This window comes from Amycolatopsis sp. NBC_00355 (assembly GCF_036104975.1).
Taxonomy (GTDB): domain Bacteria; phylum Actinomycetota; class Actinomycetes; order Mycobacteriales; family Pseudonocardiaceae; genus Amycolatopsis.
Genome location: NZ_CP107982.1, coordinates 9342466 through 9354577, shown reverse-complemented (window position 1 = coordinate 9354577; position 12112 = coordinate 9342466). Strand labels below are relative to the sequence as shown.

Genomic DNA, 12112 nt, shown 5'->3' with positions numbered 1-12112 from the left:
TCAATCGCCGTCGTCGCGCTGATCGCTCTCCTTCGGCGCAGCAGCACCCGCGATGGCCTCACGAAGGTCGGCGATCTCCTTCTCGAAGTCCTCGACCGAGGAGAACGAGCGGTAGACACTGGCGAACCGGAGGTAGGCGACCCCGTCGAGCTCACGCAGCGGGCCCAGGATCGCCAGGCCGACCTCGTGACTCGGGATCTCGGCCAGCCCGGCGGAGCGGATCGACTCCTCCACGCGCTGCGCGAGCTGCTGCAGCGCGTCGTCGTCGACCGGCCTGCCCTGGCACGCACGGCGGACGCCGCTGACCACCTTGTCCCGGTTGAACTGCTCGGTGACCCCGGAGCGCTTCACGACGGCGAGCACCATCGTCTCCGACGTCGTGAACCGCCTGCCGCAGGACGCGCACGAGCGCCGCCTGCGGATCGCCTGGCCTTCATCCACCTCTCGGGAGTCGACGACCCGAGAGTCCGCATGCCGGCAGAACGGGCACCTCATCCGCCGATCACCTTCCCCTCCGCGCCGGCCGCCCCGGTCGACGTCCCGGCCGCCACGCGCGGCCGTGCTGCGATCACCGGGTACCCCTGCACCCTGGTGATCGACATGTGGACATCCGGTGGGTAAAAGCCGGTCAACTGTGGACAACTGCTGTCCAGACTACCCCAACCTGTGGACCAACTACAGCGGTGTAACTACTACATATAGCGGCAGAGAGTAGGACTCGGGAGGTACACGCGCAAGCGGCGCGACCGGGCGGGAACCCGCCCGGGTGAGAGTGGTTGACGGCCACGGCGGACGGTGGCGGCATCAGGGTGCGGGAACCGCGGCCGGGTCGGCGACCGGGACCGTGAGCGCCAGCCCGGGCACGAGAACGCCCTGGTCCAGGCGATTGAGCTCCTTGATCCGGGCGACAACCGCGCCAGGGTCGCTGCTTGGCGCGAATCGGGACGCCAGCGCGGACAGCGTGTCGCCCTGCTCGACCGAGACCGTGGCGGTCGACTCGGGCACCGGAGCGCCCGTGCCACCGCCGCCGAGAAGCCCCAATCCGGTGACCACGAGACAGGCTGCGACGGCGACGGCGGCGAGCCACGGCCACCGCACCGGCACCCGCCGCGGCGCCGCGCAGGGCGCGCCGGCCGGGCGACGGCCCGCGACCACCCTCGCGCGCGTCGGCGGGCGCCGCACCTCTCCGCGCCGCCCGCGCAGCACGCGCACAGGGCGGGGTTGCGCCGGAACCGGGGTCGCCGGGCGAGCCGGACCACGTTCGGCCAGAATGGACATCCGAACCTCCTCTAAACCCAGGTGTCCGCCTGATCCGGGAACCGGGAGCGGTTCGCGGATCAAGGTCGAACAGGCGTTCTATCGAACGTCCGTGCGAAGGTCTACCACCTGCCACCGACAAAATCGAGCGGACACGGCGTGTCGATCGAACAGATGTTTGAAATCGCCGTGCCCGGGGGCTAACGTCGGTGACCAGGGCATCTGCCGGGCAGATGCCGCCGGCGAGGCTGCCCGCACCCAGCGGACGGCGGCCGGCGCGCATACGTGCAGCGAACGTCTGGGAGGCGACGCAGTGGCGAAGGAGAACAAGGCGGGCAGGACCAGTGGGTCCCCCGGGGGCACCGGAAAGGTGGCCTCCATGCCCGAGGTGTACGACGTGGACGACGCCCTCACCGTCCGCCAGCAGCAGGTGCTCGACGTGATCCGCTCGTGGGTGAGCCGGTTCGGCTACCCGCCCAGCGTCCGCGAGATCGGCGAGGCGGTGGGCCTGACGTCGACGTCGTCGGTCTCGCACCAGCTGCGGGCGTTGCAGCGCAAGGGGTACCTGCGCCGGGACGCGAACCGGCCGCGCGCGGTCGGCGTGCTCTCCGCGACCGACGACAACCCCATGGGCATCGAGATGGACCAGCAGCCGGTCATGCCGAAGGCGGCGTACGTGCCGCTGGTCGGCCGGATCGCCGCCGGTGGCCCGGTGCTGGCCGAGCAGTCCATCGAAGACGTCTTCCCGCTGCCGCGGGAGATCGTCGGCGAAGGTGAGCTGTTCCTGCTCAAGGTCACCGGTGACTCGATGATCGACGCGGCCATCACCGACGGCGACTGGGTCGTGGTCCGGCAGCAGCCGGACGCGGACAACGGCGAGATCGTCGCGGCGATGATCGACGGCGAGGCCACGGTCAAGACGTTCAAGCGCAAGGGCGGCCACATCTGGCTGATGCCGCACAACGAGGCGTACGAGCCGATCCCCGGCGACGACGCGACGGTGCTCGGCAAGGTCGTGGCGGTCCTCCGCCGCCTGTAGCGAGGTGGAGGGGGCGAGGTGTGTCCGCGGACAAGCGCGGACCACGGCCACCCGCTCCACGTGTCTTCTGGGGCAAGTCCCCAGACCCGCCCGGGGCGAGCCCCCGGACCCCCGCCTCGGTCGCCTGGGAAGTGAAGCCCGAGGTTCGCACCGCCGAGGCTGGGGCTGATCTTCACCGGATCGAGTGGTCTTGGCCGTGGGGAGCCAAGCCCGCCAGGACTATCGGCGGCTTCGGCGACGCAGCTTGCTGAACCCGAACCAGCCGATCCCGACCACTGCGAGCGTGATCCCCGCGGCGGGCAGGATGGGGAGCCCGGCCCCGTCCCCCGCCGAACCGGACGACGCGCCGGTGCCGGTCGAGGCTTTGCCCTCCGCCGGTGCGCCGGACTGCGCGGCCAGAGCGGCCGCGCCCCGCACCGCGCGGAGGGGCTGGCCGGCCCCTTCGCTGCCCGAGAGCAGCGTGCCGTCGGGATCGAACGCGATCGCCTCGCCCTGCTTCTCCCCCGGCAACGGGATCCGGACCGGGGTGCGCTGCAGCGCGGCGAGGACATCGCCGTCGGGTGCGGCGTAGAGGTAGGCGTCGGTGTAGGTGCGCAGCGCGACGACCGTGCCGTCGGCCGTGGACGCGCCGCCGGTGACCAGGACCGAGCCGATCGACCCGACCGGGCCGCCCTGCGTGTCGGTGGTCGCGATCTTCACCGAGCCGACCTTCTCCAGGTTGGTCGGGCCGGGGCTGGCCAGCGGACCGGCAGGCCGGTAGACCTTCGCGTCGCCGAGGACGTCCTTGGTGATCAGGTACGGCGTTCCCGCCTTGTCCATGATCAGGGCTTCGGTGTCGTGCTGGCCGTCGGGATAGGTGAGCCGGTGCAGCGTGAGCTTGCCCTGGGGGCTCAGCTCGAGCAGCGCGACGGTCAGCCGGCCCTTCAGGTTGTCGCCGGTGTCGGACAGCCAGAGCCGCCCGTCGGGCGTGCGGGCCAGGTCTTCGACGTCGAACGGATCCGTCTTGTCGCTGAGGACCTTCTGCACCTTGCAGTCGCGACCGAGGACGAACACCTGGACCTTGGTGCCGCCGTCGTTGATCGCGTAGAGGTGTTCGCCGTCGGACACGAGCCCCGACAGTTCACCGAGGCGCGAGTCCTTCACCGTGCACAGGGGCTGAGGCGTCTCCGCCGCCGACGCCGGTACCGGTCCGCTCAGCAAAGCCAGGAAACCCGCCGCAATCGCGACCGCCAAGCGCACCCCAGCCACCTCCGTAGTGTGCGACCACTTTGATCGCACACTACGGAGACGTGTCAGGCCCTGGTCGAGTTGGTCTCGTACTCCCGTAAAGCGGCGGCGAAATCCGGGCGGACCCGCACCAGCAGGCGCGTGCCCTCCTCGACGTGCTCCTCTTCCAGCACTTCGCCGTCCGAGTGCGCCCGTGCGACGAGCTCGCCGCGCGCGTAGGGCACCAGCACCTCGACGGTGACCTCGGGCCGCGGCAGGCGTTCGGAGATCACGTCGACGAGTGCTTCGATGCCGGCCCCGGTCCGCGCCGAAACCTGCACGGAGCCGGACAAGGCGTGCCGCAGCCGGGCGAGGGTGACCTCGTCGGACGCGTCCGTCTTGTTGATCACCAGCAGCTCCGGCGGGAGCGGCTCCTTGCGCTTGCGCGTGATCTCGCCGAGCACCTCGCGCACGGCGCTGACCTGCTCTTCCGGCGCCGGGTCGGACCCGTCGACCACGTGCACCAGCAGGTCCGCGTCCGCGGCCTCTTCCAGCGTCGAGCGGAACGCGTCCACCAGCTGGTGCGGCAGGTGCCGCACGAACCCGACGGTGTCGGTCAGCGTGTAGGTGCGCCCGTCCGCGGTCTGCGTGCGCCGCGTGGTCGGGTCGAGGGTGGCGAACAGCGAGTCCTCCACCAGCACCCCGGCGCCGGTCAGCGCGTTGAGCAGGCTCGACTTGCCGGCGTTCGTGTAGCCGACGATCGCCACGCTGGGCACCTCGTTGGCCACCCGGCGGCCGCGCTTGGTCTCGCGGATGGTGTCCATCGCGGCGATCTCCCGGCGCAGCTTCGCCACGCGCTTGTTGATCCGCCGCCGGTCGGTCTCGAGCTTGGTCTCACCGGGACCACGCAGGCCCACGCCGCCGTTCGCGCCCCCGGCGCGGCCACCGGCCTGCCGGGACAGCGACGCACCCCACCCGCGCAGCCGCGGGATCAGGTACTGCAGCTGGGCCAGCTCGACCTGCGCCTTGCCCTCCTTGGACCGGGCGTGCTGGGCGAAGATGTCGAGGATCAGCGCGGTCCGGTCGATGACCTTGACCTTGACCTTCTCCTCGAGCTGCCGCAGCTGGCCCGGCGAGAGCTCGCCGTCGCAGATCACGGTGTCGGCGCCGGTGGACCCGACGATGTCGCGCACTTCCCGCACCTTGCCCGAGCCGATGTAGGTGGCCGGGTCCGGCTTGGTCCGCCGCTGGATGAGACCTTCGAGGACTTCCGAACCCGCGGTCTCGGCCAGGCGCGCCAGCTCGGCCAGCGACGCCTCGGACTGCAGGGCGGTGCCCTCGGTCCACACGCCGACCAGCACGACCCGTTCGAGCCGCAGTTGCCGGTACTCGACTTCGGTGACGTCGTCGAGCTCGGTGGACAGCCCCGCGACCCGGCGCAGTGACGCGCGGTCCTCGAGCTCCATCTCGCCCGTGGACAGTTCGGCGTCGTACCGGTCGTCGTCGTGGTCTTCGGTGTGTGTCAGATCTGTCATCGTGCCTCCATGGTCCCACGTTTCGACGCGGAACCGAACTTCTTCAGCTGCTCGGATAGGTGGCGAGGTAGATCGCGGTGCGTTCCGCGCCGGGACGGCGCGGGCGCGCGCGGAACTCCTCGAGGAGGGCGTTCAGCCGGCTGTCCAGCTCTTCGCGCTCCTCGGGGGCCACCTGGACGACCAGGCGTGACTGGTGCACGCCCTCGAACCCGGTTTCGGCGATCTCGGCCAGGTAGGCCTCGAGCACCGCCTCTTCAACGCCCCGATCACCGCATGAGTCGAGTGTCCACGAAAGTCCCGTGGAGAGGTAGGGGATTTCCCGGGCGCCCCGGGTGCCGCGCCGGGGCGGCTGGGCCGCCAGGAAGCCGGTGTCCACGAGCTTGCGCACGTGGTGCAGGGTGGTCGCCGGGTCGCGGCCGAGCCGCTCGGCGAGCTCCTTGTTGGTCAGGGCCTCGGAGAAGGTCAACCGGATGATGCGCAGCCGTATTCCGGAGGCCAGCGCGGCGGCCTCGGCTTCGGTCGCGGCACGTCGTTTCGCGGAGAGCACGGGCACAGCCTAGAGCGCATAGTGATTGACACTTTCCAATCACTCGCGGCAGACTCGGGAGCATGTCCAGGGGGTCATCACTCTTCTTCCACGCCGACTTCCGGCGGCTGTGGGCCGGCGACACGGCCAGCCAGTTCGGCACGTTCGTCGGCAACACCGCCGTCCCGCTGCTCGCGGCGGTGACGCTGGCCGCGACGCCGTTCGAGATGGGCCTGCTCACCGCGGCCGAGACGCTCGCGTTCCTGCTGATCGGGCTGCCCGCCGGGGTGTGGGTCGACCGGCTGCGGCGCCGCCGCGTCATGCTCACGGCCGACTTCACCCGGTTCGCACTGCTGCTCAGCGTGCCGCTCGCCTGGTGGGCCGGGGTGCTGACGCTCGCGCAACTGCTGGTCGTCGTGCTGCTCGTGGGCATCGCGACGCTGTTCTTCGACATCGCATACCAGTCGTACCTGCCCTCGCTCGTCGGCCGCGAGCACCTCCTGGAGGGCAACGCCAAGCTCCAGGCCGTCCAATCCACGGCGCAGATCGCCGGGCCGGGCGCCGCGGGCGTCCTGGTCCAGCTGGTCAGCGCGGCGAACACCGTGCTGATCACCGGCTTCGGCTACCTGACGTCGGCGCTGTGCCTGCTGCGGATTCGCGCGCGAGAGCCCGAACCGGAGCGCGGCGGCCACGCCCGGCTGCTCCCGCAGATCGCCGAAGGTCTGCGGTTCGTGTTCTCCGACAGGCCGTTGCGGGCCATCGTCGGGACGACGGCGACGGCGAACTTCTTCGGCGGGGCGTTCAACGCCGTGCAGGTGCTGTTCCTGACGCGGACCGTCGGGCTGCAGCCGGCCGCGGTCGGCGTGCTTCTCGCGGTCGGCGGCGCCGGCGGGATCCTCGGCGCGGTCTGCTCGGGCGCGGTGACCCGGCGGCTCGGCCAGTCGCGGGCGATCTGGCTGGTCCCGCTGTGCACCACGCCGGCCAACCTGCTGTTCCCGTTCGCCGCACCGGACTGGCGGCTCGGGCTGGCCGGGCTCGGCGCGGCGGTCGGCGGGTTCGGGATCATCATCTACAACATCGCGCAGGTGTCCTACCGGCAGGCGATCTGCCCGGACCGGCTGCTCGGCCGGATGAACGCGAGCGTGCGGTTCGTCGTCTGGGGCGTGATACCGCTGGGCGGCCTGCTGGGCGGCGCGCTCGGTGAAGGACTCGGGCTGCGCGGCGCGACGTGGGTGGCCATCGCCGGCGAGGCGGCCGCGGTGCTGTGGGTGGTCTTCTCGCCGTTGCGGCACATGCGCGATCTGCCGACCACGGCGAAAACGGGTTCCGCGGCCGCCTAGAGTTGCCGCATGACAACTCCCTTCACGAGCCCACAGGTCCCGGACAAGGTCGGTGTCGACGGTCTGGAGGCCAAGTGGGTACCCGTATGGGAGTCCACCGGCGCCTACCGGTTCGACCGCACCAAAACCCGGGACGAGATCTACTCGATCGACACCCCGCCGCCGACGGTCAGCGGGTCGCTGCACATCGGGCACGTCTTCTCCTACACCCACACCGACGTCCTCGCGCGGTTCAAGCGGATGCGCGGGTTCGAGGTGTTCTACCCGATGGGCTGGGACGACAACGGCCTGCCGACCGAACGCCGGGTGCAGAACCACTTCGGCGTCCGCTGCGACCCGTCGCTGCCCTACGACCCGGGCTTCCGGGCGCCGGACAAGCCCGGCAAGGACCCAGGAAAGAACACCGTCGCGATCTCGCGGCGGAACTTCGTCGAGCTGTGCGAATCCCTGACGGTGACCGACGAAAAGGTCTTCGAAGCGCTGTGGCGGCAGCTCGGGCTGTCCGTCGACTGGACGATGACCTACCAGACGATCGGGCACGACTCGCGGCTGATCTCGCAGCGCGCGTTCCTGCGCAACCTCGCCCGCGGCGAGGCCTACCAGGCCGAAGCGCCGACGCTCTGGGACGTCTCGTTCCGCACCGCCGTCGCGCAGGCCGAGCTGGAAGACCGTGAACGCCCCGGCGCGTTCCACGACCTGGCGTTCACCGCCGAAGACGGCTCGGACGTCGTGATCGCGACGACCCGGCCCGAGCTGCTGCCCGCGTGCGTGGCGCTGGTGGCGCACCCGGACGACGAACGGTTCCGGCCGCTGTTCGGGAAAACCGTGCGGACGCCGGTGTTCGGCGTCGAGGTGCCCGTGGTCGCGCACCACCTGGCGGATCCCGAAAAGGGCCGTGGCATCGCGATGGTGTGCACCTTCGGCGACACCACGGACGTCACGTGGTGGCGCGAGCTGCGGCTCGCGACCCGCGTGGTGCTCGGCCGGGACGGCCGGTTCCTGCCCGACGCGCCGCACGGCGTGCCCGCGGACGCCTACGCGCCGCTGGTGGGCAAGACCGTCCACACGGGACGCGAGATCCTGGTCCGCCTGCTGCGCGAAGCCGGGGCCCTGCGCGGCGAGCCGCGGCCGATCACGCACTCGGTGAAGTTCTACGAGAAGGGCGACAAGCCGCTGGAGATCGTCGCCAGCCGTCAGTGGTACCTCCGCAACGGCGGGAACGACCCGGCGTTCCGCGAGAAGATGCTCGCCCGCGGCGAAGAGCTGAACTGGGTGCCGAAGCACATGAAGGTGCGCTACTCGTCGTGGGTGGCGAACCTCGCCGGCGACTGGCTGGTCAGCCGCCAGCGGTTCTTCGGCGTGCCGATCCCGTTGTGGTACCGGCTGGACGCGAGTGGTGAGCCCGACTACGAAGCGCGGCTGCTGCCGGAGTCCTTGCCGGTGGACCCGAGCAGCGACGTCCCGCCCGGGTTCACCGAGGACCAGCGGGGCGTGCCGGGCGGTTTCGTCGCCGAAGCCGACGTGATGGACACGTGGGCGACGTCGTCGCTGACCCCGCAGATCGTCGGCCGCTGGAGCCTCGACGACGACCTGTTCGAGCGGGTCTTCCCGATGGACCTGCGGCCGCAGGCGCACGAGATCATCCGCACCTGGCTGTTCTCGACGGCGGTGCGCGCGGAGCTGGAGCACGGCGTGCTGCCGTGGCGGGCGGCGTCGATCGCCGGCTGGGTGCTCGACCCGGACCGCAAGAAGATGTCGAAGTCCAAGGGCAACGTCACGACACCGGTGGACCTGCTGGAGCGGTTCGGCTCGGACGCGGTGCGGTACTGGGCGGCGAGCGCGCGCCCCGGCGTCGACACGGCGGTGGACGAGGGCCAGATGAAGGTCGGCCGGCGGCTGGCGACAAAACTGCTCAACGCCAGCCGGTTCGTGCTCGGCCTGGGTGTGCCGTCGGTGTCCGCGGCGGTCACCGAACCGCTGGACCGGGCGTTGCTGGCTTCGCTGACGGCGGTGGTCACGCAGGCGACCGCGGCGCTGGAGGCGCTGGACTACGCGCGGGCGCTGCAGGTGACCGAGACGTTCTTCTGGACGTTCTGCGACGACTACGTCGAGCTGGTGAAGGGCCGCGCGTACGGCGACAGCGGTCCCTCGGGAGCTTCGTCGGCCCAGGCGGCACTGGTGACGGCGTTGTCGGCGGTGCTGCGGCTGCTGGCGCCGTTCCTGCCGTTCGCGACCGAAGAGGTGTGGTCGTGGTGGCAGGAGGGTTCGGTGCACCGGGCGCCGTGGCCCGTCGGACCGGCTGTCGACGGTGACCCCGCCTTGCTGACGCTGGCGGGCGAGGTGATCGCGGCGGTGCGCCGGGCGAAGACGGACGCGAAGGTCTCGATGCGCACGGCGGTGGAAACCTTGACGGTGACCGGCCCGGCCGACGTGCTGGAGCGCTTCGCCCGCATCGAGCCGGACATCCGGCTGGCGGGCGCGATCGCGGAGGTGACCACGCGAGACGGTGAGCCGGCGCTGGAAGTGACCGTCGGCGGCTGACGAACCCGGGTGGGCCGCGTCAGCGGGGGTAGCACCCCCACCGACGCGGCCCCTGGTTCGTCAGTTGTGCCGATGCTCACCGACGCCGACGGAACCGCCGACGCCGTTACACGTCGGACAGGTCTCGCGGACGTCGTAGTGCTTGTCCCTGTCGTACTTCCTGACCATCACCGTGCCGTCACCGCGGCACTTCGAGCAGCGATGGCAGTTGCCGCACTGGGGGTCGTAGCCGGGCATCTCCCGTGTCCTCTCGTCGATCAACGGGGTGACAATCGTGACTTCGCCACGGGATCAACTCGTGAGATGGCGCGAAATCGCCTTCTTGCGGCTGTTGACCGCGCCCGAGAAATTGACGAAAAGCCCGAAGTAAACGTTGGTCTGGGACGCCCACATGTCCACCTGCGAGCCACCACCGGGAATCGCCTCGATGTCGATGGACATCGTGATGCCGCGATCTTTCCCCCGGCGGCGCTTGTTGATGTTCCCCGGGCCGGACGCCGTGGTCCAGAGCATCGCCCTGGCACCACCGAAAGCCGCATCGACGATTTCTTGCGTGCGCCGCACGTCGTGCGGCGAGCGCACCGAAGTGGTGGCCACCGCGTTGTTCGTTGCGAATCGTTGCCACCCGAGGAAACCGGCCAACGCACACAGAGCCAGGATGATCACGAAAGTATCCATCCGGACACCTACCCTCACGTGAATACGACGAAGTCCTGATTGCGGACCCAAGGTCGCTCACGTCCGGGCATTTGTTACGGATGCCCATTCCGCCGGTCGACGCGGCAGAACACGCCGGTCAGGAACCGGCGGCGGCCCACCAGGCGTCGTCGATTTCGCCGCGGGCCACGATCTCCGCCGGGCCCGACAGCGTCGACGCCCCGCGCGAGACCGTCACCTCGACCCGGCCGCCCGGGATGTCCACTGTGGACGCACCGGTGTCGGTGCCCGCCAGGTGGAAGGCCGCCGCGACCGCGGCCACCGTGCCGGTGCCGCAGGCGCGGGTCTCCCCCACCCCGCGCTCGTGGACGCGCATCCGCAGCGCGCCCTCGCCGAGGCGGTTGACGAACTCCAGGTTGACGCCGTTCGGGAAGACGTCGTGGTCGTAGTCGGGCTGGTCGCGCAGGTCCAGGTCCGCGACGTCGGTGTCGTCGAGCACCGTCACCAGGTGCGGGTTGCCGACGTCGACGGCCACGCCGGAGAACGGCCGGCCCGCGACCACGGTGACCGAGGTGCCGGTGATCGTCGCCGGGCCCATCTGCACGGTCACCGACCGGTCCGGGTGCACCACCACCGGGCGGTCGCCCGCCCGGGTGCCGACGACGAACCCGCCTTCCGCCGCGAGGCCCGAATCCACGAGGTACCGCGCGAAGACGCGCACGCCGTTGCCGCACATCTCCGCGATCGAACCGTCCGCGTTGCGGTAGTCCATGAACCACTCGCCCGCCGACGGCAGTTCGAGCGCGTCGGCCCGGACGATGCGGAGCACGCCGTCCGCCCCGAGGCCGCGGTGGCGGTCGCACAGCGCGGCGATCCGCGCCTCGGTCAGTTCGAGGCGGCCCGCCGCGTCGGGGAGCAGAACGAAGTCGTTCTGCGTGCCGTGCCCCTTGAGGAACTCGATTCCGCCCATGGGGGCAAGGTTACCGGGCCAGGGTATCCAGGACGCGTGCGGCCAGCCCGGCTTCGGCGCCGTCGAACCAGTGGATCCGCTGGTCGCGCCGGAACCAGGACCGTTGCTTCCGGACGAAGCGCCGGGTGGCCTGCGCCGTCGCCGCCGCGGCGGCCTCGAAGTCGCCCTCGCCGTCCAGCTCGATGATCACCTGCTGGTAGCCGAGCGCGCGCGACGCCGTCTTCCCGTCCCGGAGGCCGCGCGCCAGCAGCTCGCGAACCTCGTCGACCAGCCCGGCCTCGAACATCCGCCGGACGCGCTCGTTCACGCGCTCGTCGAGCTCTTCGGGCGCGCGGTCGACGCCGATCACGGCCGTGCCGTAGCGAGCAGGCCCCGGCTTCGGCAGGTTCGCGGAGAACGGCTCCCCGGTGATCTCGATGACTTCCAGCGCGCGCACGATCCGGCGGGTGTTGGTCGGCAGGATCGCGGCCGCGGCGACCGGATCGCGTTCACCCAACCGGGTGTAGAGGGTCGGCGTGCCCCGTTCTTCCGCCTCCGCGTCGAGCCGCGCGCGCACGGCCGGGTCGGTGCCCGGGAAGCGCAGGTCGTCGAGCACCGCCTGGACGTAGAGCCCGGATCCACCGGTCAGCACGGGCACCCGGCCCGCGGCCAGGAGCCGCTCCACTTCGGCGCGCGCGTCACGCTGGTAGGCCGCGACGGACGCCGTCTCGGTCACGTCCAGCACGTCGAGCAGGTGGTGCGGAACGCCGCGACGTTCCTGCTCAGTGGCCTTGGCGGTGCCGATGTCCATGCCGCGGTAGAGCTGCAGCGCGTCGGCGTTGACGACCTCCCCGCCGAGCTTCAGCGCCAGTTCGACGGCGAGCGCGGTCTTGCCGGTGGCCGTCGGCCCGACCACCGCGACCGGGCGGATCGGGGGCACGGCGGCGGGGCTGGTCACGGCGGCTGACGATACCGGCGTCCGGACACGGAGCGTCCACCGGAAGTAGGATCACGAGCTTCGGGTGGCTCATCCGGTACCACGGTGCGCGCTGAGCTGCTTGA

12 protein-coding genes are annotated in these 12112 nt (G+C 70.9%); 3 read left to right on the top strand and 9 right to left on the bottom strand.

Annotated features, from left to right (window positions below; translation table 11 throughout):
* Together nrdR and OHS18_RS43495 are read right to left on the bottom strand one after the other, a co-directional pair.
* On the bottom strand, positions 1-495 hold the full coding sequence (gene nrdR, locus OHS18_RS43500; RefSeq protein WP_328442711.1) for a transcriptional regulator NrdR: 495 nt from the start codon (positions 493-495) through the stop codon (positions 1-3).
* Between the two features lie 309 nt (positions 496-804).
* A complete protein-coding gene (locus OHS18_RS43495; protein ID WP_328442712.1) occupies positions 805-1278 on the bottom strand; it encodes a LysM peptidoglycan-binding domain-containing protein in 474 nt (157 codons plus the stop codon).
* 358 nt (positions 1279-1636) lie between these two features.
* Here OHS18_RS43495 and lexA point away from each other — a divergent pair, with 358 nt between their 5' ends.
* Complete coding sequence (gene lexA, locus OHS18_RS43490; protein ID WP_247063137.1) at positions 1637-2296, top strand: transcriptional repressor LexA; 660 nt, start codon at positions 1637-1639, stop codon at positions 2294-2296.
* 219 nt (positions 2297-2515) lie between these two features.
* Here the strand turns inward: lexA and OHS18_RS43485 are convergent, their stop codons facing one another.
* From OHS18_RS43485 to OHS18_RS43475, 3 genes are read right to left on the bottom strand one after another with little or no spacing between them, the layout of a single operon-like run.
* Entirely contained in the window at positions 2516-3535 is a 1020-nt protein-coding gene (locus OHS18_RS43485; RefSeq protein WP_328614734.1) for a hypothetical protein, read from the bottom strand.
* Positions 3536-3588: 53 nt separating this feature from the next.
* Positions 3589-5037 (bottom strand): GTPase HflX, encoded by a 1449-nt coding sequence (hflX, locus tag OHS18_RS43480; RefSeq protein ID WP_328442714.1) that lies wholly within the window; start codon positions 5035-5037, stop codon positions 3589-3591.
* A 43-nt stretch (positions 5038-5080) separates the two neighbouring features.
* Entirely contained in the window at positions 5081-5584 is a 504-nt protein-coding gene (locus OHS18_RS43475) for an ArsR/SmtB family transcription factor (RefSeq protein ID WP_328614733.1), read from the bottom strand.
* Positions 5585-5646: 62 nt separating this feature from the next.
* Here OHS18_RS43475 and OHS18_RS43470 point away from each other — a divergent pair, with 62 nt between their 5' ends.
* A complete protein-coding gene (locus OHS18_RS43470) occupies positions 5647-6903 on the top strand; it encodes an MFS transporter (protein WP_328614732.1) in 1257 nt (418 codons plus the stop codon).
* A gap of 9 nt (positions 6904-6912) precedes the next feature.
* Positions 6913-9444 carry a valine--tRNA ligase gene (gene valS / locus OHS18_RS43465; protein WP_328614731.1) on the top strand — a complete coding sequence of 844 codons (2532 nt, stop codon included), beginning with the start codon at positions 6913-6915 and terminating at the stop codon, positions 9442-9444.
* Between the two features lie 60 nt (positions 9445-9504).
* On the opposite strand, the gene OHS18_RS43460 is transcribed toward valS, so the two are convergent.
* The 4 genes from OHS18_RS43460 to miaA form a co-directional block, all read right to left on the bottom strand.
* A complete protein-coding gene (locus OHS18_RS43460; RefSeq protein WP_328442718.1) occupies positions 9505-9681 on the bottom strand; it encodes a hypothetical protein in 177 nt (58 codons plus the stop codon).
* 54 nt (positions 9682-9735) lie between these two features.
* The gene (locus tag OHS18_RS43455) at positions 9736-10122 is read right to left on the bottom strand and encodes a hypothetical protein (protein ID WP_328614730.1); all 387 of its coding nucleotides are present in this window, start codon (positions 10120-10122) and stop codon (positions 9736-9738) included.
* A gap of 118 nt (positions 10123-10240) precedes the next feature.
* Entirely contained in the window at positions 10241-11071 is an 831-nt protein-coding gene (gene dapF, locus OHS18_RS43450) for a diaminopimelate epimerase (protein WP_328614729.1), read from the bottom strand.
* Positions 11072-11081: 10 nt separating this feature from the next.
* Entirely contained in the window at positions 11082-11981 is a 900-nt protein-coding gene (gene miaA / locus OHS18_RS43445; RefSeq protein WP_442875452.1) for a tRNA (adenosine(37)-N6)-dimethylallyltransferase MiaA, read from the bottom strand.
* Positions 11982-12112 lie beyond the last annotated feature (131 nt).

What these genes read in the sequence shown, in the direction of transcription:
- nrdR (WP_328442711.1), bottom strand. Translation starts at nt 495, where the DNA reads ATGAGGTGCCCGTTCTGCCGGCATGCGGACTCTCGGGTCGTCGACTCC.
- OHS18_RS43495 (WP_328442712.1), bottom strand. Translation starts at nt 1,278, where the DNA reads ATGTCCATTCTGGCCGAACGTGGTCCGGCTCGCCCGGCGACCCCGGTT.
- lexA (WP_247063137.1), top strand. Translation starts at nt 1,637, where the DNA reads ATGCCCGAGGTGTACGACGTGGACGACGCCCTCACCGTCCGCCAGCAG.
- hflX (WP_328442714.1), bottom strand. Translation starts at nt 5,037, where the DNA reads ATGACAGATCTGACACACACCGAAGACCACGACGACGACCGGTACGAC.
- OHS18_RS43470 (WP_328614732.1), top strand. Translation starts at nt 5,647, where the DNA reads ATGTCCAGGGGGTCATCACTCTTCTTCCACGCCGACTTCCGGCGGCTG.
- valS (WP_328614731.1), top strand. Translation starts at nt 6,913, where the DNA reads ATGACAACTCCCTTCACGAGCCCACAGGTCCCGGACAAGGTCGGTGTC.
- OHS18_RS43460 (WP_328442718.1), bottom strand. Translation starts at nt 9,681, where the DNA reads ATGCCCGGCTACGACCCCCAGTGCGGCAACTGCCATCGCTGCTCGAAG.
- OHS18_RS43455 (WP_328614730.1), bottom strand. Translation starts at nt 10,122, where the DNA reads ATGGATACTTTCGTGATCATCCTGGCTCTGTGTGCGTTGGCCGGTTTC.
- dapF (WP_328614729.1), bottom strand. Translation starts at nt 11,071, where the DNA reads ATGGGCGGAATCGAGTTCCTCAAGGGGCACGGCACGCAGAACGACTTC.